At 66.8% G+C, this 20,948-nt stretch carries 17 protein-coding genes; 10 read left to right on the top strand and 7 right to left on the bottom strand.

Annotation, left to right across the window (positions count from 1 at the left end; genetic code table 11):
- Nucleotide 1: 1 nt before the first annotated feature.
- Genes PEM_RS11435 through PEM_RS11415 form a run of 5 tightly spaced genes read left to right on the top strand, consistent with a single transcriptional unit; the run spans nucleotide 2 to nucleotide 7,104 of the window.
- Nucleotides 2–1,342 (top strand): sugar ABC transporter substrate-binding protein, encoded by a 1,341-nt coding sequence (locus PEM_RS11435; protein WP_111129597.1) that lies wholly within the window; start codon nucleotides 2–4, stop codon nucleotides 1,340–1,342.
- On the top strand, nucleotides 1,339–2,220 hold the full coding sequence (locus PEM_RS11430; protein ID WP_005410323.1) for a sugar ABC transporter permease: 882 nt from the start codon (nucleotides 1,339–1,341) through the stop codon (nucleotides 2,218–2,220). Before PEM_RS11435 ends, PEM_RS11430 begins: the two co-directional genes overlap by 4 nt.
- The gene (locus PEM_RS11425) at nucleotides 2,217–3,053 is read left to right on the top strand and encodes a carbohydrate ABC transporter permease (RefSeq protein ID WP_005417620.1); all 837 of its coding nucleotides are present in this window, start codon (nucleotides 2,217–2,219) and stop codon (nucleotides 3,051–3,053) included. The genes PEM_RS11430 and PEM_RS11425 overlap by 4 nt, the downstream gene beginning before the upstream one ends.
- Nucleotides 3,050–6,217, top strand: a complete 3,168-nt coding sequence (locus tag PEM_RS11420) for a discoidin domain-containing protein (RefSeq protein WP_111129598.1) — start codon at nucleotides 3,050–3,052, stop codon at nucleotides 6,215–6,217. The genes PEM_RS11425 and PEM_RS11420 overlap by 4 nt, the downstream gene beginning before the upstream one ends.
- A 2-nt stretch (nucleotides 6,218–6,219) precedes the next feature.
- Complete coding sequence (locus PEM_RS11415) at nucleotides 6,220–7,104, top strand: endonuclease/exonuclease/phosphatase family protein (RefSeq protein ID WP_032954315.1); 885 nt, start codon at nucleotides 6,220–6,222, stop codon at nucleotides 7,102–7,104.
- Nucleotides 7,105–7,271: 167 nt separating this feature from the next.
- On the opposite strand, the gene PEM_RS11410 is transcribed toward PEM_RS11415, so the two are convergent.
- Entirely contained in the window at nucleotides 7,272–10,514 is a 3,243-nt protein-coding gene (locus PEM_RS11410) for an Rne/Rng family ribonuclease (protein ID WP_111129599.1), read from the bottom strand.
- 408 nt (nucleotides 10,515–10,922) lie between these two features.
- Between PEM_RS11410 and PEM_RS11405 the strand changes: the two genes are divergently transcribed.
- On the top strand, nucleotides 10,923–11,897 hold the full coding sequence (locus tag PEM_RS11405; protein WP_031269982.1) for an RluA family pseudouridine synthase: 975 nt from the start codon (nucleotides 10,923–10,925) through the stop codon (nucleotides 11,895–11,897).
- Between the two features lie 347 nt (nucleotides 11,898–12,244).
- On the opposite strand, the gene zupT is transcribed toward PEM_RS11405, so the two are convergent.
- The 3 genes from zupT to PEM_RS11390 form a co-directional block, all read right to left on the bottom strand.
- Nucleotides 12,245–13,054 carry a zinc transporter ZupT gene (gene zupT, locus PEM_RS11400; RefSeq protein WP_005417614.1) on the bottom strand — a complete coding sequence of 270 codons (810 nt, stop codon included), beginning with the start codon at nucleotides 13,052–13,054 and terminating at the stop codon, nucleotides 12,245–12,247.
- A gap of 97 nt (nucleotides 13,055–13,151) precedes the next feature.
- Nucleotides 13,152–13,568: an energy transducer TonB gene (locus PEM_RS11395; protein ID WP_065178285.1), complete on the bottom strand. Its 417-nt coding sequence runs from the start codon at nucleotides 13,566–13,568 to the stop codon at nucleotides 13,152–13,154.
- A complete protein-coding gene (locus tag PEM_RS11390; RefSeq protein ID WP_021203009.1) occupies nucleotides 13,565–13,915 on the bottom strand; it encodes a 4a-hydroxytetrahydrobiopterin dehydratase in 351 nt (116 codons plus the stop codon). Before PEM_RS11390 ends, PEM_RS11395 begins: the two co-directional genes overlap by 4 nt.
- Nucleotides 13,916–14,005: 90 nt before the next feature.
- Between PEM_RS11390 and PEM_RS11385 the strand changes: the two genes are divergently transcribed.
- Together PEM_RS11385 and PEM_RS11380 are read left to right on the top strand one after the other, a co-directional pair.
- The gene (locus PEM_RS11385) at nucleotides 14,006–14,605 is read left to right on the top strand and encodes an NfuA family Fe-S biogenesis protein (protein ID WP_005417610.1); all 600 of its coding nucleotides are present in this window, start codon (nucleotides 14,006–14,008) and stop codon (nucleotides 14,603–14,605) included.
- Between the two features lie 10 nt (nucleotides 14,606–14,615).
- On the top strand, nucleotides 14,616–16,358 hold the full coding sequence (locus PEM_RS11380; protein WP_111129600.1) for a hypothetical protein: 1,743 nt from the start codon (nucleotides 14,616–14,618) through the stop codon (nucleotides 16,356–16,358).
- Nucleotides 16,359–16,543: 185 nt separating this feature from the next.
- Here PEM_RS11380 and PEM_RS11375 read toward each other — a convergent pair whose 3' ends face one another.
- Nucleotides 16,544–16,957: a barstar family protein gene (locus tag PEM_RS11375; protein ID WP_005417606.1), complete on the bottom strand. Its 414-nt coding sequence runs from the start codon at nucleotides 16,955–16,957 to the stop codon at nucleotides 16,544–16,546.
- On the bottom strand, nucleotides 16,957–17,409 hold the full coding sequence (locus tag PEM_RS11370; protein ID WP_095378112.1) for a ribonuclease domain-containing protein: 453 nt from the start codon (nucleotides 17,407–17,409) through the stop codon (nucleotides 16,957–16,959). Before PEM_RS11370 ends, PEM_RS11375 begins: the two co-directional genes overlap by 1 nt.
- Nucleotides 17,410–17,628: 219 nt before the next feature.
- Here PEM_RS11370 and PEM_RS11365 point away from each other — a divergent pair, with 219 nt between their 5' ends.
- Nucleotides 17,629–18,240 (top strand): superoxide dismutase, encoded by a 612-nt coding sequence (locus PEM_RS11365; RefSeq protein ID WP_005410310.1) that lies wholly within the window; start codon nucleotides 17,629–17,631, stop codon nucleotides 18,238–18,240.
- A gap of 131 nt (nucleotides 18,241–18,371) precedes the next feature.
- On the opposite strand, the gene PEM_RS11360 is transcribed toward PEM_RS11365, so the two are convergent.
- Nucleotides 18,372–19,217: an endonuclease/exonuclease/phosphatase family protein gene (locus tag PEM_RS11360; RefSeq protein ID WP_032954310.1), complete on the bottom strand. Its 846-nt coding sequence runs from the start codon at nucleotides 19,215–19,217 to the stop codon at nucleotides 18,372–18,374.
- A gap of 162 nt (nucleotides 19,218–19,379) precedes the next feature.
- On the opposite strand from PEM_RS11360, the gene PEM_RS11355 reads away from it, so the two are divergent.
- A complete protein-coding gene (locus PEM_RS11355) occupies nucleotides 19,380–20,945 on the top strand; it encodes an oligopeptide:H+ symporter (protein ID WP_111129601.1) in 1,566 nt (521 codons plus the stop codon).
- Nucleotides 20,946–20,948: the final 3 nt, after the last annotated feature.

The following is a 20,948-nucleotide window of genomic DNA, read 5'->3' as shown; positions in this document are numbered from 1 at the left end:
GATGCCGAACTGGATCGACCGCCTGCGCCGCTGGGCGCTGCCTGCCCTGGCCGCCCTGGCCGTGGCCGGCTGCGCCCGCACCGAACCGGGCACCACCACCGTGCGCTTCTGGGCGATGGGCCGCGAAGCCGAGGTGGTCAGCGAGCTGATCCACGAGTTCGAGGCCGAAAATCCCGGCATCAAGGTGGATGTGCAGAACATCCCGTGGACCGCCGCGCACGAAAAGCTGCTGACCGCGTTCGCTGCCGACGGACTACCGGACGTGTGCCAGCTCGGCAATACCTGGGTGCCGGAGTTCGCCGAACTCGATGCATTGACCCCGCTGCAGCCGTTCGTGCAGCGCTCCACCGTGGTCGACCCGAAAGATTACTTCCAGGGCATCTGGGACACCAACGTGATCCACGGTGAGCTGGTCGGCGTGCCGTGGTACGTCGATACGCGCCTGATCTACTACCGCAAGGACCTGCTGGCCAAGGCCGGCTACGACCACCCGCCGCGCACGTGGCCGGAGTGGGAGGAGCAGATGGCGGCGATCAAGCGCATGCAGGGCCCGAACCGCTACGCGGTGCTGATGCCGATCAATGAGTTCGAGCAGCAGCTGTCGCTGGCCCTGCAGCAGCCCGATCCGCTGCTGCGCGACGACGATACCCGCGGCAATTTCGCCAGCCCGGGGTTCCGCCGCACGCTGTCCTTCTACGCCAACATGTTCGAGCAGGGCTGGGCGCCGAAGATGTCCGAGACACAGATCTCCAACGTCTGGGATGAATTCTTCCGCGGCTTCAACGTGTTCTACATCTCCGGTCCCTGGAACATCCGCGAGTTCAAGAAACTGCAGCCGAAGGAACTGGAAGGACAGTGGGGCACCGCTGCGCTGCCGGGGCCGGACGGTCCGGGCGCGGGCATCGCCGGTGGCACCAGCCTGGTGATCTTCCGCAAATCGCAGCAGAAGGAGGCGTCCTGGAAGCTGATCGAATTCCTGTCGCGCCCGGAAATCCAGGCACGCTTCCATTCGATCATCGGCGATCTGCCGCCGCGCCGCAGCACCTGGAACGCGCCGTCGCTGGCCAACGATCCACTGGCCGCCGCGTTCCGTGATCAGCTGGAGCGGGTCAAGCCGACGCCGAAGGTGCTCGAATGGGAGCGCATCGTGCAGGAAATGCGCATCGTCACCGAGAAGGTCGTGCGCGGTGGCCTGCCGCAGGACAAGGCCGTGGCCGAACTGGACCAGCGCGTGGACAAGGTGCTGGCCAAGCGCCGCTGGATGCATGAACAACAACGCCTGCAGCAGCGCGCGCCGTCGCCGCGCTCGAGCAGCGCAGTGGCCGCCGGGAGCGCGCAATGAAACGTACTTCGCTGGCCGGCTGGATCTTCGCCGGCCCCTCGCTGATCGTGCTGGGCGTGTTCTTCGGCCTGCCGGTCGCCTCGGCGCTGGCGCTGAGCGTGACCGACTTCGACCTCTATGCGCTGGCCGACAGCAGCAACCTGCGCTTCGTCGGCCTGGGGAACTACATCGACCTGCTGCAGACGCCGATGTTCTGGAAGTCGCTGTGGAACACCACCTACTTCGTGTTGATCGGCGTACCGTTGTCGATCGGCGTGTCGCTGGGCGCGGCCATGCTGCTCAACGCACCGGCCGCGCGCTTCAAGGCGCTGTTCCGTACGGCACTGTTCGCGCCGGTGGTGACCACGCTGGTGGCGGTGGCGGTGATCTGGCGCTACCTGTTCCATACCAGCTATGGCCTGGTGAACTACGGGCTGGGCCACCTGGGCATCAGTCCGATCGACTGGCTGGGTGATCCCAACTGGGCGATGCCGACCATCATGCTGTTCGCGGTGTGGAAGAACTTCGGTTACAACATGGTGATCTTCCTCGCCGGCCTGCAGGCGATCCCGCATGACCTGTACGAAGCCGCGCGCATCGACGGTGCTTCGCGCTGGAAGCAGTTCCTGCACATCACCCTGCCGATGCTCGGCCCGGTACTGCTGGTGGTCGGGGTGATCACCGTGTCCGGCTACTTCCAGCTGTTCGCCGAGCCGTACGTCATGACCCGCGGCGATCCACTGCAGAGCACCGTCAGCGTGCTGTATTTCATGTTCGAGGAAGGCTTCAAGTGGTGGAACCTGGGACGCGCATCGGCTGTAGCGTTCCTGCTGTTCCTGATCATCCTGGCGGTGACCACCGTGATGCTGCGTTTCGGCCGCAAGAGGCAGTTGGTATGAGTCGTGAAATCGGCCAGTCGCGCTGGTATCCGTGGATGATCAATGGTGCGCTGCTGGTGCTGGCCCTGGTCAGCCTTGCACCGCTGCTGTGGATGCTCTCGGTCTCGTTCATGCCGCAGGGCGAGGCCAGTCATTTCCCGCCGCCACTGCTGCCTTCGAGCATCACCACGCACAACTACCACGAGCTGTTCGCGCGCACCGGCATGGGCGGCAACTTCGCCAACAGCCTGCTGGTGTCGCTGGCTATCACGCTGGGTTCGCTGCTGCTCAACACCATGGCCGGCTACGCCTTCGCCAAGCTCAACTTCGTTGGCCGCGAACGCCTGTTCCAGGTGCTGATGGCAGCGCTGGTGATTCCGGCGCAGGTGGCGATGCTGCCGCTGTTCCTGCTGATGAAGCAGCTGGGCCTGGTCAACAGCTTTGGCGGGGTGATCGTGCCGGCGCTGGCCAGCGTGTTCGGCATCTTCCTGGTGCGCCAGTACGCGCGTTCGATCCCGGACGAGCTGCTTGAAGCGGCGCGCATCGACGGCGCGGGGGAGCTGCGCATCTTCTTCCAGATCGTGCTGCCGATGCTCAAGCCGGTACTGGTGACCCTGGCGATCTTCACCTTCATGGGTGCATGGAACGATTTCATGTGGCCGCTGATCGTGTTGACCGACCAGGAGCACTACACTTTGCCGGTGGCGCTGGCCACCCTCTCGCGCGAGCACATCATGGACGTGGAAATGATGATGGCTGGCGCGGTCGTCACCGTGGTTCCGGTGCTGGCACTGTTCCTGGTGCTGCAGCGGTACTACATCCAAGGTCTGTTGCTGGGGAGCGTCAAGGGATGAAGCGAGCGATCGCCGTTGGACTGGGCCTGTTGTGGACTTCCCTGGCGATCGCCGCACCACCGGCACTGCCGGCGCCGAAGGTACTGGACGATTTCGACGACATCGGCGCCTGGAAGCTGGTGCTGTCCGACCAGGTCAGCGGTTCGCTGCGGCCGGTGAGCGGTGCCGGTGGCGGCCGCGCGCTGTGCCTGGACTACGATTTCCACAAGGTGTCGGGCTACGTCGGCATCCGCCGCGCGCTGGGCATCGAGTACCCGGCCAACTACCGCTTCGGCTTCCAGCTGCGGGGAGATTCGCCGGGCAACGACCTGCAGTTCAAGCTGATCGATGCCAGCGGCGATAATGTCTGGTGGGTCAATCGCCCGGGCTACAGCTTCCCCAAGGCGTGGACGCCGGTCGAATACCGCCGTCGCCAGATCGACAAGGCGTGGGGGCCGTCGCCGGAGAAGGAGATGGCGCGCAGCGCTGCGGTCGAGTTCACGATCTACAGCAAGGTCGGCGGCCGCGGCACGGTGTGCTTCGACAAGCTGACCCTGCAGGGCCTGCCGCCGCAGGATGATTCGGCGCTGGTGCCATCGGTGATCGCCGACACCGCCACCGCGCTGCAGGACCGGATGATTGACGGAAAGAGCGATACGTTCTGGATCAGTGGCGGGGTCAAGCAGCAGACCATCAGCCTGGACCTGCACAAGAGCCGCGAGATCGGCGGTGCGGTGATTGACTGGCTGCCGAACCTGGAAGCCAATCGCTACACCGTGCGGACGTCCGAGGATGGCCGGGACTGGCGCACCGTGCGCGAGGTGGCCGGCGGTGCGGGCGGCCGCGACTGGCTGGCGCTGCCGGATACCGACGCGCGCTACGTGCGCTTCGATCTGCACGATGGCCCGAACTGGCGCTATGGCATCCGTGACATCACGCTCAAGCCGCTGGCGTTCGCGGCCACGCCGAACGCATTCCTGTCCTCGGTGGCGGCCGACTTGCCGCGCGGCTCGCTGCCGCGTGCATATGTGGGCGAACAGCCGTACTGGACCCTGCTCGGCCTCGATGGCGGCCAGGAGCAGGCACTGATCAGCGAGGACGGTGCGCTGGAACCGGCCGAGGGCAGTTTCAGCATCGAGCCGTTCATCCGCGTGGACGGCAAGTTGCTGGACTGGTCGAAGGTGGCCATCACCCAATCGCTGCAGGATCGCTACCTGCCCATCGCCAATGTCGACTGGGTGCACGAGAAGGCCGGCCTGGCGGTAACCAGCTTCGTGCAGGGCGCGCCGGAGCGCGCGCAGCTGATCGGTCGCTACCGGTTGAGCAATCCGGACAAGGTGGCGCACGAGTACACCCTGGCACTGGCGATCCGGCCGTGGCAGGTGAACCCGCCGACCCAGTTCCTCAACACCGTCGGCGGCTTCAGTCGCATCGATGCGCTGGATGTGGGCGAACAGCTGGTGCGCATCAACGGTGAGCCGCGCATCTATCCGTTGCAGGTGCCGGATGCGCGCTTCGCCAGCACGTTCGATGGCAAGCTCGACGCGATGCATCTGGCCTCCGGGAAATACCCGGCCAGCACGGCGGTGAAGGACAGCACCGGCATGGCGTCCGGTGCGCTGCTGTATACGATCAGGCTGGAGCCTGGCCAGAGCCGAGAAGTGGCGGTGGTGTTGCCACAGACCGGAGGCTGGGCGCCGCAGGCGCTGGACGTGGCCAAGGCGCAGGCGCAGGTCGCAGAGCAGTGGCGGCAGAAGCTGGGGGTGGTCTCGTTGCAGGTACCGGCTGCGGGCCAGGCACTGGTCGATACCCTGCGCACCGCCGTGGCGCACATGCTGATCTCGCGGGTCGGCCCGCGCCTGCAGCCGGGCACGCGCTCGTACGCGCGCAGCTGGATCCGCGATGGCGCGATGATTTCCGAGGGCCTTCTGCGCATGGGGCGCAGTGATGCGGTGCGTGATTACATCAACTGGTATGCGCCCTATCAGTTCGAGAATGGCAAGGTGCCGTGCTGTGTCGATGCACGTGGCAGCGATCCGGTGCCGGAGAACGACAGCCATGGCGAGCTGATCTACAGCATTGCCGAATATGGGCGCTATACCGGTGACAGCACCTTCGCCGAACTGATGTGGCCGCATGTGCAGGGCGCCTATAACTACATGGAGCAACTGCGCGCCAGCGAGCGCACGGACGAGAATCGGGCGCGCAATCCGGCGTTCTACGGGATGATGCCGGCGTCGATCAGCCACGAAGGCTATTCGGCCAAGCCGATGCATTCGTACTGGGACAATTTCTGGGCGTTGCGCGGCTACAAGGATGCGGCATCGCTGGCGGCCCAGCTGGGCAAGGTCGAAGCCATGCAGATTGCCGAATCGCGTGACCAGTTCCGTGATGACCTGCAGGCCTCGCTGCTGTCGGCGATGCAGCAGCACAACATCGATTACCTGCCGGGCTCGGCCGAACTGGGCGATTTCGATGCGACCTCGACCACCATCGCGCTGGCTCCGGGCGGTGAACAGGGGCGCCTTCCGCAGCAGGCGCTTGATGCCACTTTCGAGCGCTACTGGAAGGAATTCGTGGCCCGTCGGGACGGCAAGCGCGAGTGGAAGGACTACACGCCCTACGAGTGGCGCAACGTGGCCGCCTTCGTCCGCCTTGGCTGGCGCGATCGCGCCTGGCAGGCGACTGAGTTCTTCTTCAAGGACCGTGCGCCGCAGGCCTGGAACCAGTGGGCCGAAGTGGTCTCGCGCACGCCGCGCAAGCCGTTCTTCGTCGGTGACCTGCCGCATGCCTGGGTCGCCTCGGACTTCGTGCGCTCGGCCCTGGACATGTTCGCCTACAGCCGTGACATGGACGATGCGCTGGTGTTGGCCGCCGGCATTCCGACCGCCTGGCTGCAGGGCGACGGCATCGCTGTGCAGGGCCTGCGCACGCCGCAGGGCCAGCTCAACTACCGCCTGCAGCGCAGCGACAAGCAGCTGGTGCTGGAGGTGCAGCCGGGCCTGGTGCCACCGGTCGGTGGCGTGGTCTTGCCGTGGCCGTACGCCGGTGATCCGGGCGAGGCGACCATCAACGGCGAGGCGGCCGAATGGACCGACAGGGAACTGCACGTGCACCAGCTGCCGGCGCGGGTCGAGATCGATGTACCGGGCGCGGTGCGCCGCGCCGAGCGCAAGGGGCAGTAACGATGAAGCAGCAGGGGGGAAGGGTGCGCACGGCCGTGCGTGCCCTGGGACTGGCCATTGCATTGGCATTGCCGGGTGCCGTGATGGCAGCCGTGCCAACCGCCGCGACAGCGGCTGACATCGCCAGCGCACCAGGCATGAGCATGGTGACCTTCAACCTGCATCACGACCGCGAGGACTGGCCGAGCCGCCGCCGCACCATCCTGGCCGAGCTCAAGCGCCTGCAGCCGGATGCGGTTGCCCTGCAGGAGGTGATCCAGCGCCGCAACGTGCGCAACCAGGCGCAGTGGCTGGCCAGCCAACTCGGCTACAAGTACGTGTTCGTGTCCACCGATCCGGTGGGTGCGCCGAAACGTTACGGCAATGCGCTGCTGACCCGGCGACCGATCCTCGCCCAGGGTGAGCACCTGCTACAGCCGCTGGACGACTACCGGACGGTCGCCCATCTGCGCATCAATGTGGACGGCAAGGCGGTCAACGTCTATGCCACCCACTTCAACGAGCGCAGCGACGAAAATGGCCAGCGCATCCGTCGCACCCAGGTCGAGGACCTGCTGCGCTTCATCGCCAGCACCTCGGCCGGCGCACCGGTGGTGATCGCGGGCGACTTCAACGCGCTGGTCGATGCCAGTGACCTGAGCGAGCTGCGCAGCCATTACGGTGACAGCTACGGCAGCGTGCACGTCAACACCGACCTGGCCGGGGTCAGTACGCTGAACAGGCACTACTACCCGGTGGCCTCGCGGATCGACCACATCTTCTTCCAGCAGGACGCGATGGTCGCACGTGAGGCCAAGCTCCTGTTCGACCAGCCCGATGACAGCGGTCGCTGGGCCTCGGACCATTATGGCGTGTGGACCCGCCTGCAATTCGCTCCGGCGCACTGATGTCCTGGTAGGTGCCACCCTTGGTTGGCACGGACGTGTCCGCGTTCGCTCCAACAACGGCGCCGACCAGGGTTGGCCTCTGCCAGAGCGCTGCACGCGCCCGGCGCACAAACAGAAACGGCGGGGATCATCGATCCCCGCCGTTTTTTCACGCGATCAAAGCGCGATCAGTTCGCCGGCGGCGTGCGCTTGGCGCCTTCTTCATCTTCTTCGTCGGCCTTGGCTTCGGCCGCCTGGGCTGCCGCATCGGCGTGGCCATCGGCGACCGGATCGATCGACGGTGTCACCACTGCATCGGCGACCGGGGCCGCAGCTTCCACCGGTGCGGCTTCAACTGCCACCGGAGCGACCGGCTGTTCGGCCACCGGCGCGGTCTCGACGACCGGCTTGGCTTCAACCACCGGAGCAGCCTCAACGATCTCCGGCTTGGCTTCTGCCACCGGAGCGGCTTCGGTAGCGGCCGGCTTGGCTTCAGCCACCGGTGCAGCCTCGACTGCCGCCGGCTTCGCTTCGATCGCCTGAGCGACTTCAGCCACCGGGGCTGCTTCCACCGCGACCGGCTTTGCTTCGACCGCCGGTGCGGCAACAGCCACCGGTTGCGCCGGGGTTGCTGCGTCGATGGCATCGAGCATGCTGGTCTGCACCGGCGAGGACACCGGCTCTGCCTTGGCTGCGGCTTCAACCGCCGCCGGCACTTCGGCGGTGATCGGTGCGGCAGTCTCGACCACGGCGCTGCTCACCACCGCCACCGGTGCGGCGACAGCAGCGGCGGCAGTACGGACCGGCTTCTCGGCTTCGACAGCAACTGGTTCGGCTTCGTCATCGAAATCGAATTCCGGCTGCGCACGGGTCGGCTGTGCGGCGGCGACCGGAGTGGCCGGGGCGGCACTGTCGACGTTCGGCTCGACGCCCTCGGCGTCATCACCCTCGTCACCCTCGTCCTGGTCATCGCCCAGGCCGTCACCACCGGCAGCGTTCTCGGCGCCACCGCGACGACGACGACGGCCGCCACGACGGCCGCGACGGCGGCGGGTTGCACCTTCGCCAGCCTGCTCGCCATGGGCGTCGGCTGCAGCCTCTTCACCGGCAACCGCAACCACTTCGGCCTCGCCGGCAGCGGTCTCGACCGGTACTGCGTCCACCGGAGCGGCGGCCACCGGGGCAACCGGGGCGACCGGTGCAGTGGCTTCCTGCGCGGTCACCACGTTGGCGGCGACGGCGTTGGCGGCCACAGCTGCTGCCGCGGTCACACCTTCAACCGGGGCTTCGGCGACGCTGCGCTGCGGCTTCTCGGCCGGCTTGTCACCGTCCTGCTGCTGGCGCGGCTGCTTGGGCTGCTTCAGCTTCGGCTGGTTCTGGTTCTGGCCCTGCTGCTCGTTGCGCGGCTTGTGCTGCTGCTGCGGCTGCTGCTGGCCATCCTTCTGCTGCGGTTCTTTCTGCCTGCCCTGCTGTGGCTGCTGCTGGGCATTGCCGTTGTTGCCGTTGCGGCCGTCCTTGTTGCGCTGCTCAGCACGGTCCTTGCGGTTGCCGCCATCCTTCTGCTGCTGCGCGTTGCCGTTGCCACCGTTGCCACGGTTTTCGTCGCGACGGTCCTTGCGATCCTTGTTGCGATCCTTGTTGCGGTCCTTGCGACCACCGTCCTGCTGCTGGCGCGGAGCCGGGGCGGCCGGAGCCGGCGCCGGTGCCGGCTCGCCACCGAACACGCGCTTGAGCCAACCGATCACGCCGCCGCTCGAAGCCGGCGCCACGGGCGCTGCCACGACCGGAGCCGGAGCGGCTGCAGCCGGAGCCGCTTCCTCGCGCACCGGGGCGGGAGAGGTGTGCTTGACCTGGGTCACGGCCGGCGGCGGGATGTTCAGCTGGCCCTTGGTCAGGGCGTGCACCGGCAGCTTGCGCGGGGTGCCGCGCTGGTAGCTGGGCTTGCTGCTCTCTTCACCCAGCTCGTTCTCACGCAGGCGGGTGACGGCATAGTGCGGGGTGTGCAGCTGCTCGTCGGCGACGATCACGATCGGCGCTTCGTGGCGCTGCTCGATCTCGCGCAGGGCGCTGCGCTTCTCGTTCAACAGGTAGTTGGCGATCTCCACCGGCGCCTGGACCAGCACCTGCCCGGTGTTCTCCTTCATCGCGTGCTCTTCGGCGACGCGGATGATCGACAGCGACAGCGACTCGACGCTGCGCATGCGGCCGTGGCCGTCGCAACGCGGGCAGACGATCTGGCTGGATTCGCCCAGGCTCGGGCGCAGGCGCTGGCGGCTCATTTCCAGCAGGCCGAAGCGCGAGATGCGGCCGACCTGCACGCGGGCACGGTCGTACTTCAGCGCGTTGGCCAGGCGGTTCTCGACCTCGCGCTGGTGCTTGTTGGAGGCCATGTCGATGAAGTCGATCACCACCAGGCCGCCCAGGTCGCGCAGGCGCAGTTGGCGAGCCACTTCCTCGGCCGCTTCCAGGTTGGTCTGGAACGCGGTGTCCTCGATGTCGCTGCCCTTGGTGGCGCGCGAGGAGTTCACGTCGACTGCGGTCAGTGCTTCGGTCTGGTCGACCACGATCGAGCCACCCGACGGCAGGCGCACGTTGCGCTCGTAGGCACCTTCGATCTGCGACTCGATCTGGAAGCGGTTGAACAGCGGGATGTCGTCCTTGTAGTGCTTGAGCTTGCGCAGGGTCTGCGGCATCACCTGCTGCATGAACTCGCGGGCGTGCTCGTACATCTCCTCGGTGTCCACCAGGATCTCGCCGATGTCGGCGCGCAGGTAGTCACGCAGGGCGCGCACGATCAGGCGCGATTCCTGGTAGATCAGGAACGGGGCCGGCTTGCTCAGTGCGGCTTCGGCGATGGCGCGCCAGACGTTGAGCAGGTAGTCCAGGTCCCACTGCAGCTCTTCCGCATCGCGACCGACGCCGGCGGTGCGGATGATCACCCCCATGTCGTCGGGAATGTTCAGCTTGTCCAGGGCCTCCTTCAGCGCTGCACGGTCTTCGCCCTCGATGCGGCGGGACACACCGCCGGCGCTGGGCGAGTTCGGCATCAGCACCATGTAGCGGCCGGCCAGCGAGATGAACGTGGTCAGGGCGGCGCCCTTGTTGCCACGCTCTTCCTTGTCGACCTGGACAACGATCTCCTGGCCTTCCTTCAGCAGCTCGCGGATACCGGCCTTGTTGTGGTCGACACCGGCCTGGAAGTAGTCGCGGGAAATCTCCTTCAGCGGCAGGAAGCCATGGCGGCCACCGCCATACTCGACGAAGGCGGCTTCCAGCGAGGGCTCGATGCGGAAGATCCGGCCCTTGTAGATGTTGGACTTCTTCTGTTCCTTCGACGGCTGTTCGATGTCGATGTCATACAACGACTGGCCATCCACGATGGCAACACGCAGCTCTTCAGCCTGCGTGGCGTTGATCAGCATTCGCTTCATTGTTGCGTTCCTCGCAAGCGGCTACCGCGCGGAACGCCATGGGGTTTCGCCTCTGGACACGGCTCGCCGCCCATTCGCGCAAGCGCGGGGAGGGCGGCTTGGGTTTCCAGCGCTACGACACCACGGCAGGCCGCGGGAGCGCTTCACTCTTATGGGTTTTTGGGTGTTGCAGGGCCGCAGGCAGCTGTCAGCCAGGCTGGAGCGCCACGCGGGACATGTTCAGCACGGTTGCGTGTCAGGCATCCGGCGATGGCCGGGAAGGCCGGTGAGCCGCTAACATGGCCGCCCCGCGGGCGGTGGTCGCGCACTGTGCCGGATTCGTCGGAAGCTGGGCTTCTGGCCCTGAGTAACTTCCAACGAAATCAATCCCTTATCTCGCCCCCCGAGTGTAACAGAATAAACAGCCTGATGACCGCCCAAGACCCGACCAAACCCGCTGGCGACAAGCCTTCCGTGCGCATGATCACCGTTCCCGCCGACCGCGCCGGCCAGCGCCTGGACAACTTCCTGCTCGGCCAGCTGAAGGGAGCCCCGCGCAGCCTGGTGTACAAGCTGGTGCGCAGTGGGCAGGTTCGGGTGAACGGCGGCCGCGCCAAGGCCGAGCGCAAGCTGGAGGCGGGCGATGAGGTGCGTGTGCCGCCGGTCCGTCTCAGCGAGGAAGGAGACAAGGCCGGTCCGCCGGAGGCGTTCATGCGCCGCCTGGAGCAGGCCATCGTCTTCGAGGACGCCCGGCTGCTGGCCCTGAACAAGCCCTCCGGCGTGGCCAGCCACGGCGGCAGCGGCATCAGCTTCGGTGCCATCGAGACCCTGCGCGCCTTGCGCCCGGGACAGACACTGGAGCTGGTCCATCGGCTGGATCGCGACACCTCGGGCCTGCTGATCGTGGCCAAGAAGCGTTCGGCACTGAGCGAACTGCAGGCGCTGTTGCGTGAAGACCACGGCGCCGGCATCCGCAAGCGCTATCTGACCCTGCTGGCCGGCCGCATGCCGGACGGCGTGATGACCGTCGACGCGCCGCTGCACGTGGGCCTGCGCCAAGGCGGCGAGCGCCATGTACAGGTCAATGCGATCGGCAAGGAATCGATCAGTCACTTCCGGGTGCTGGAGCGCCGCGGCGGCCATTCGTACTGCGAGGTGCGCATCGAAACCGGCCGCACCCATCAGATCCGCGTGCATGCCCAGCATCTGGGCCATCCGGTGGCCGGTGACGACAAATACGGCGATCCTGCGGTCAACAAGCGGCTTCGTGAGCAGATCGGGCTGAAGCGACTGTTTCTGCACGCGGCCTCGCTGGAGTTTGCACTGGATGACGGCAAGAGTCCGTATGTGCTGAACGCGCCGCTGGCCGATGAGCTGGTCGAGGCGCTGGACCGGCTGCGCTGACGGCGGTTCGGCGGCGCCGGGTGCTTGGTCGGCGCCGTCGCTTCCCTGCGATGAGTGGGCTTGTCACTTTCTTTGCTCGTGCAAAGAAAGTAACCAAAGAAACACGCCGCCATCCGCGAGCCGGCGCCGCGCGCCGGTGCCCTGCGCTCCTCGGTCCGCCGAGGGACGGCGCGGAACTCGCTGCGCTCAGACACCCGCGCCTCTTCGCCCTCGCCGGACCTGCGGTGCTCGGCTCGCTACAAGGCGGACCCGGACATCCGCAGCGTAGGTCCATACCCGCCCGTGACCTCTCGATACTGTGGGACGTACCAGCCGCGAGGGGGCTCAGCCCGTTGGCTGCAAATCCCTCACCACTTGAACAGCACCAGGCTGATCGCCAGCGTGCCCATGCCCGCCACCAGCCCATAAACGGTCTCGTGGCCCTTCGCATAGCGCTTGGCGGCCGGCAACAGTTCATCCAGTGCCAGGAACACCATCACGCCGGCAATCAGCCCGAACACCCAGCCGAAGGTGGCGTGCGAAAGCGACCCGGACAGCAACCAGTAGCCGAGCGCCGCGCCCACCGGCTCGGCCAGACCCGACAGCAGGCTGGCGCTGAATGCATAGGCCTTGTTCTGGGTGGCGAAGTACACCGGCACCGCGATCGCGATGCCCTCGGGGATGTTGTGGATGGCAATCGCAAAGGCCAGTGGCATGCCCACCGACGGGCTTTCCAGCGTGGCGAAGAAGGTCGCCAGCCCTTCCGGGAAATTGTGCGCGGTGATCGCGACGGAAGTCAGCAGCGCGACCCGCTTCAGGTACTCGCGGCTGTTCTCGCGGAACGCAGGATCCTGCTTGTCCAGGCTGTCATGCGGGTTGGGAATGAAGTGGTCGATCAGCACGATCACGATCACGCCCAGCAGGAACGCGAGGGTGCCGTAGGTGAAACCGGTGCGCTCGCCATGGGCCAGTGCGAACGAAGCAATGGACTTGTTGAGGATTTCCGACAGCGACACATAGACCATCGCGCCGCCGGCGAAGGCCAGGCCGAAGGCCAGCAGGCGCGGGTTGGGGCGGCGCGAGAACAGCACCAGCAGGCTGCCGATCGCAGTGGCGAGGCCGGCCGCGAGGGTGACCGCCAGCGCAATCCAGATGTTTTCGGGGGGAATCTGCAGCATCTACCGACGCAGTCCTGGTCAACAGACAACCGCCCCGGACAGGGCCGGGGCGGCGAGGGCGAGGCGGGCGCCGGCTGGCCTCGTCGGGTGCGTGCGATCAGCCGCCGCGGCGCAGGCGCTCTTCAATGGCGAAGCACTGGTCCGGCTTCGGCTGCGGCGGGTTGAAGCTGACCGGCACCTGGATGGTGGCCGGCACCGCCTGGCCATTGCGTGTCGCGGCCTTGAACTGCCAGCCCTGCACGGCGGTTTTGGCCAGTTCGTCCAGCTGCGGGTTGCCCGCGCCAGTCAGCAGGGCGACCTCGCTCGGCTTGCCGTCGGTGCCGATGGTCACCTTGAACGTACTGGTGCCGCCCACGCCCATGCAGGCCAGTTCAAGCGGGTACTGCGGCGGCGGCGTCTTCACTGCTGCGACTTCGGTTGGCGGCGGCGGCGGTGGTGCCGGCGGTTCGGACGAGCCGCAGCCGGCCAGGCCGGCCGCAGCGATCAGGGACAGGCTCAGCAAGCGTACGTTCATGGCAGTTGCTCCGTCAGGGCCGAAGTCTTGGCCGCGCAGATGAAGTCGTTCTCGCTCAGACCGCCCACGTCATGGGTGGAAAAGCGCACGACCGCGCGGTCGTAGTGCACGCCCAGGTCCGGATGGTGGTCCTCGCGATGGGCAATCCAGGCCAGCGCGTTCACGAAGGCCATGGTGGCGTAGTAATCCTTGAAGCGGAAGGTGCGCGTCAGGGCCTGCCCGCCCTCGCTCAGCTCCCAGCCGGGAACCTGCGGCAGCAGTTCGGCCAGGCGGGCTTCGCCGAGCTTGTGGTCGCTGCCTTTGCGTGGCACGCAACGGGCCTGGGCCAGTGGAATCAGGTCGGCCATGGGAATCTCCACCTCGTGTTGACTGAACAATGCGCCGGACGGTGTATAAACCGAATGAGCGGCTGACGCTTACTTGGCTAGAATAGCCTGATGATCCAGATCTCCGACACTGCCCAGACCCATTTCCGCAAGCTGATCGAACGCGAGGGCGTGCCTGGCATGGGCGTGCGCCTGAGCGCGGTCGACCCCGGTACTCCGCGCGCCGATGCCCGGCTGGAGTTCGCCGAACCCACCGACCTGCTGGGCGACGAGTGGGCGGTGGACTGCGATGGCTTCACCCTCTATGTCGATGCCGGCAGCGTTGGCTGGCTCGACGGTGCCGAGATCGACATCGTCGCCGGCGCTGCAGGTGCCCAGCAGCTGACCATCAAGGCGCCGCGCATCAAGGGTGAAGCGCCCGGTGATGCGGCTTCGCTGGTGGAGCGCGTGCACTGGGTGGTGGAGAACGAAGTCAATCCGCAGCTGGCCTCGCATGGCGGCAAGGTGGCCGTGCAGGAAGTGTCGTCCGACGGCGTGGTGCTGCTGCGCTTCGGCGGTGGTTGCCAGGGCTGCGGCATGGCCGACGTGACGCTCAAGCAGGGCATCGAAAAGACCCTGATGGGCCGCGTGCCGGGCGTGACCGCCGTGCGCGACGCGACCGACCACGACAGCGGCCACGCGCCGTACATCCCGCGCGACAACGTCGCCTGATCGCTGACGCGTGCCTCTGAGCCGGGCCGAGCAACTCATCGATCTGCTGCTGGCGCGCCAGCAGCCCCGCGCTGTCCTTGAGAAGACCACGCGCCTGCCTTATGGCTGGGCGTTGTGGCTGCGCTCGCTGGGGCCGCTGCCGCGACCGCTGCACGCCCGCGAAATGATTGCGGTATTGCTGCCGCGTCCGCTGCCCGCCCGGCCAGGCCAATCGCCGCAGCTGTCGCTGTGGCAGGCGTTGCGCCGTCTGTTCTGGCAGGACTGGGACGCTGCGCCACGCGACCAGCGCTGGATGCGCTGGACCTCGGCACTGATCAGCGCATTGCTGCACCTGCTGTTCTTCATGCTTCTGCTGTGGGTGGCGGTGATCCGCACCACTGCGCCAGACGAACAGGGCACCGAGGGCGAGCGCGTGCAGGTGGAGTTCGTCGGCCGCGCGACCCAGGAAGGCGGGGGCGATCAGCCAGGCGCCGAAGTCGCTGCGGCCGCTGCGGCAGGTCGGGTTGCGACGGGGCAGCAGGCCGGTGCCGCCACAGCTCCTGCCCCGCGCCCGGCGACTGTCGAAGCCGCCGCATCTTCCCCTGCATCCGAGCCGACCGCCAGTGTTCCTCCGCCGCCAGCCGAAGCTGAGCCGGCGCCGGTTGCCGCGCCGCCGCCTTCGCCGGTCCAGGCCACCGAGGTGGCGCAGGCCAGCACGGATTTCGTGGTGCCGCCGGTCAGCGTGCCGCGAACCGAAGTCAGCGTCGTGCCGCGGGACAGCACGCCCAGCGTACGCGAGCGCAGCGTGCAGCCAGTGCACGCGCCGCCGGCGCCTGCCCAGGTGCGCACCCCGGAGCTGGCCGTGCGCACACCTCAGGTGCGTGACATCCAGGTGCGCGAACGCGAAGTCAGCATCGTCGAAGCGCCCGTCGCGCCCAAACCGCTGCGCAGCCCTGAAATGCAGGTTCGCGTGCCACAGCAGGACGTGCAGGTGCTTGAACGTGAAGTGCAGGCCGTGGCCGATCCGCAGGTGCGGATGGCGGCGGTGGCCGGGCGTGAGCCCGCCGTACGCGCGCCCACCGGCCGTGATGTACAGGTGCGGGAGCGTGAAGTGGCACCGGCATCCTCCAGTGGCAGTGCCACCGTGACGCCTGCGGCTGCGGCCCAAGGCCGCGCGGCGCAGACGAGCAGCAGCACGCGTCCGTCAGCCTCCAGCAGCACACCGGCAAACGCAGGAGCGCGCCCGGCCCCCGATCCCGGCAACTGGGCGACACCGGCCAAGGGCGATGACTGGGGATCTTCCAGCCGCAGCCGCGACGGCAGCAATGGCGGTGCCCGCCAGGCCAGTGCCGCCGGCAGGGGCAATGGCCTGTTCAATGCCGATGGCAGCGTACGCGTGCCGGGCCAGGACGGCGACGGCCACGCCGAGCGAGGTGCGCCCGGTGGCGCCAACGACGGCTGGAGCAAGGAGCGCATCGCGCAATCGGGCACATGGCTGAAACGTCCGCCGTACGACTACACGCCGACGTCGTTCGACAAGTACTGGGTGCCACAGGAATCGCTGCTGGCCGAATGGGTGCGCAAGGGCGTCAAGGCGATGGAGATTCCACTGCCGGGCACCAACACGAGGATTTCCTGCGTCATTTCGATCCTGCAGGCCGGCGGTGGCTGTGGCCTGACCAACCCCAACATGCAGGACCAGCCGGCCGTGGCACGGCCGCCGCCGGACATTCCGTTCAAGAAAGAACTGCAGGAAGACAACGGCAGCCGCTAGCGGCTGCCGTTGTCCACGCATGTTCCCTTATCCCCGCGCCGTTGGCGCGCCCCCTTGAACAACAAGGGGGCTTTTCGCTGGACCCACAGCGGGATGTGGCGGTCGTGCTGGCGTGCTTTGGTAGATGCCGACCTTGGTTGGCACACAAGCGCCGACCAAGGGCGGCCTCTACCCAGGCACTGACCTTACGTGCTCTGTGACAGGAACACCCAGAACGGCACATCGCGACCGACCCAATCGCGGCTGGCTTCATCCATCACGTCCAGCAGGGTGTCGAAGTCCCTCTGTGCGTTGGCACGCAGTGCATCCACGTCGGCCAGGAACAGCGCGTAGCCGTTGGCCGGCAGCCATTGCAGATCACGCAGATTGTCTGACAGTGCATCCCAGTTGCCGCCGAAACCGGCCGGGAAATCCAGTTGCGCGGCGAGCCGGGCGAGCAGGGTGCGCTTGTCCGTCACGCCTTCCAGATCAATGCGGATCACCTTCAGGCTGGCATCGCGCATTGCTGCGGCCAGTGCGCCGATGTCATCGCTGTCGATGGCATAGACGCCGGCATTATTGATGTCATGCAGGCCGAGGCCGAAATCATCGTGGCTCATCACTGCGCTCCCTGGGCCGGTACGGTGAAGCTGCGGAACGATTCGTAGTGGTCGTCGGTGTAGTACCACGCCTCCGGCGGATCGCCGCCGGTGACGATGCGGCGCGTGCCACGCGTGCGTGCACCGGGGGTGTTGACGGTGTACTCGCGGTAGTAGCCACGCGGACGTTGCGGCAGCTGCTGCTCGCGGTTGCCGAAGGTGGTGCCGTCCTGGCGGTGCGGGAATGGACCGCCTCGCTGGATCAGGGCAATGGTCTGGCGTGCTTCGGTGGGCAGGAACGCGGGGAGGCCGTTGTCCCGTCCGGGCGTGGCCGTGGCAGGCGCCCGTGCGGTCGGTGTTCCCTGCAGGTCCGGTGCGAACTGTGGCGCCGGCGGCCGTTGCAGGAAATGGTTGGCGACCAGGCCGAGCAGCAGCAGGGCGATGGCGGTGATCAGCAGCCGGGGGTTGCGCATGGGCAGGGGCGGGCGAGGGTGGTGCACGCACTGTAGCGCCTGCGCGCTGCATGGCGCATGAGGAGGGTGCCGCGTCACTGCTGCGTAACAATTGCCGTCGTGCTCACTGGCAGGACGCAATTTCCTTTACATCCCCCTTGGTAATCTGCGGGTCTGTCCCCATCATTCACGGCGCACCGCCCGACATCGTCGGGTGCCCTCGCAATCAGGAGATGCATCATGGCCTACACCCTGCCCAAGCTGTCCTACGCCTACGACGCGCTGGAGCCGCATATCGATGCGGCGACGATGGAAATCCATCACACCAAGCATCACCAGACCTACATCAACAACGTCAACGCGGCGCTGGAAGGCACCGAATACGCTGACCTGCCGGTCGAAGAGCTGGTGAAGAAGCTCAAGTCGCTGCCGGAGAACCTGCAGGGCCCGGTGCGCAACAACGGTGGTGGCCATGCCAACCACTCGCTGTTCTGGACCGTGATGGCTCCGAATGCTGGCGGCAACCCGGTGGGCGACGTGGCCAAGGCCATCGACAAGGACCTGGGCGGTTTCGACAAGTTCAAGGACGCCTTCACCAAGGCGGCGCTGACCCGCTTCGGCAGCGGCTGGGCGTGGCTGAGCGTGACCCCGGACAAGAAGGTCGTGGTCGAGAGCACCGGCAACCAGGACAGCCCGCTGATGGAAGGCAACACCCCCATCCTGGGCCTGGACGTGTGGGAGCACGCGTACTACCTGAAGTACCAGAACCGCCGCCCGGAATACATCGGCGCGTTCTTCAACGTCATCGACTGGAATGAAGTCGAGCGTCGTTACCAGGAAGCGATCGCCTGATCGCGGTGACGGGATGAGTGGAAAGGCCGGGGGAGACCCCGGCCTTTCCTGTTGCAGGACTCATTCGGTAGTGCCGGCCGCTGGCCCGCAATCGTGTGGTCCCGAGGGAGCCGGCCAGCGGCCGGCACGACCTATTCGGCAGTGGCCGTATCGTCCTGCAGGCGCAGGGTTGCCAACACGCCCAGGCGCAGTCCGGGCAGGTCGCCGTCGGCGGGCAGCAGGATCGGCTGCTGGCGGATGCCGCCGAAGTGCTTGACCTGGAACAGCACGTCCAAGCCGTGGCCACTGGCGCCGCCACCACTGGCTGCAGGCGGCTCGGCGCGGCCGCCGGGATTGCGCCGTGCCGGCTGGAAGCCGGGCGTGCTACGCACCAGCTCAACCGTGCTGGCCGAAAAGTCGCCCGCGATCAGGCTGGGCATGCCTTCGGCGGTGGCGCCGATCCAGGTCATCAGGTCGCTGGTCTGGTGTTGGCGGGCGGTGGCCTCGTCCGGGTCCGGGCGCAGCCGCGCCACGTAGATGTTGACCAGCGCCTCGCCCAGCTTCAGCCGCATCATGCCGGCCGCACTGAAGGTGCCGGGAGGATGCAGCAGGGTCACGCCGTCCTCGCTCACCGGCAGCCGGGTCAGCATGGCGTTGCCATGCCGCAGTGGCTGGCTGGGTGGGTCGGCGGTGACGAAGTCGCAACTGTAGCGCAGCCGGCTGGCCAGCCAGCAGGCCGGGTTGCGGCCTTGCTGCTGCAGCACCTGCTGCACCGAGATCACGTCCGGCTGCAGGTCGGTCAGCAGTTGTGCGACCTGCTCGCGGCGTTGCTTCCATTGCGCGTCATCGCGGCTGGGCAACTCCAGCGCGGCCACGGTCAGCTGCCGGGGCGCGCTCTCACTGGCGGCGGCCGGCGCCTGCGGCCGCGCCTGTACCTGCAACGCCGGCAGCAGCACGAGACAGCTGAGCAGGAGGCGGGCGGGGGCGAGGGGGCGCATAACGATAAGTTTACGCTTTTGTCGTGCAGGTGCCGTGACTTCCGGCAGGGCCTGCACTGCCTGCCATGGATTGGCACCGTTGTCATGCAGCCCTGCAGCGTGCTTCGCAAGCCCCGGTTCCGGTAACCTTGCGCCTTTCGCTTTGCAGGAATGCCTTACAGGATGAGCCACGACGCAGTCGCCCCCATCGCCGGCCAAGGAAAGATGCCGCGCCAGATTCCGTACATCATCGGCAATGAGGCCTGCGAACGGTTCAGTTTCTACGGGATGCGCAACATCCTGGTGCAGTTCCTGATCACCTCGCTGCTGCTGCAGGAAATCACTGCGGAAGGCCGTGCCGGTGAAGCCAAGGACATCATGCACAGCTTCATGATCGGCGTGTATTTCTTCCCGCTGCTCGGTGGCTGGCTGGCCGACAGGTTCTTCGGCAAGTACCACACGATCCTCTGGTTCAGCCTGGTCTACTGCGCCGGCCACCTGTGCCTGGCGCTGTTCGAGAACAGCCGCGAGGGCTTCTTCCTCGGCCTGGGCCTGATCGCGCTGGGTGCCGGTGGCATCAAGCCGCTGGTGGCCTCGTTCATGGGCGACCAGTTCGACCAGAGCAACAAGCACCTGGCCAAGATCGTCTTCGACGCCTTCTACTGGATCATCAACTTCGGCTCGCTGTTCGCCTCGCTGCTGATCCCGCTGGTACTGAAGAACTGGGGGCCGCAGTGGGCGTTCGGTATCCCGGGCATCCTGATGTTCATTGCTACCTTCGTGTTCTGGCTGGGCCGCAAGCGCTACGTGCTGGTGCCGCTGCCGCCGAAGGATCCGCATTCGTTCGCCAACGTGGTGCGTACCGCGCTGACCACGCGCGTGGCCGGCCAGGGCCGTCCGGGTCTGGTGATCGCCGTGCTCGGCCTGGCGCTGGCTGCAGCCTCGTTCGGCCTGGTCGGCTCGCTGGGCATCGTGATCTGCCTGTGCCTGGCGCTGGTGTCGATCCTCGCCGGCATCGGTGGCGGTACCTGGTTGCAGCTGGACCGCGCCCGCGGCCAGCATCCGGCCGAAGCCGTGGAAGGCGTGCGCTCGGTGCTGCGCGTGCTGGTGATCTTCGCGCTGACCACGCCGTTCTTCTCGCTGTTCGACCAGAAGGCCTCGACCTGGGTCCTGCAGGGCCAGCAGATGCAGATGCCGAGCTGGTTCACCGCCTCGCAGATGCAGGCGCTGAACCCGCTGCTGGTTATGATCCTGATTCCGTTCAACAACCTGGTGCTGTACCCGGCCCTGCGCCGCTTCGGCTTCGAGCCGACCGCGCTGCGCCGCATGACCGCCGGCATCGCCTTCAGCGGCCTGGCCTGGATCGTGGTCGGCGGCATCCAGGTGGTGATGGACGGCGGCAACGCCATGTCGATCTTCTGGCAGATGCTGCCGTATGCGCTGCTGACCTTCGGTGAGGTGCTGGTCTCGGCCACCGGCCTGGAGTTCGCCTACAGCCAGGCGCCGCAGGCGATGAAGGGCGTGGTGATGAGCTTCTGGAACCTGACCACCACCATCGGCAACCTGTGGGTGCTGCTGTCGAACGCTGCCGTGCGCAACGATGCCGTGACCCACAGGATCGCCAGTACGGGCCTGAGCGAAGCGGCGTTCCTGATGTTCTTCTTCGCCGGTTTCGCCTTCGTCGCGGCGTTGGTCTTCGGTTGGTACGCGAAACGCTATCGTATGGTCGACAACTACCGTAGCGCCTGAGCC

It is taken from the genome of Stenotrophomonas sp. Pemsol, assembly GCF_003586545.1.
In the GTDB taxonomy this organism is placed as follows: Bacteria; Pseudomonadota; Gammaproteobacteria; order Xanthomonadales; family Xanthomonadaceae; genus Stenotrophomonas; species Stenotrophomonas sepilia.
The sequence above is the reverse complement of the archived record's forward strand: the minus strand, read 5'-3'. Positions and strand labels throughout refer to the sequence as shown.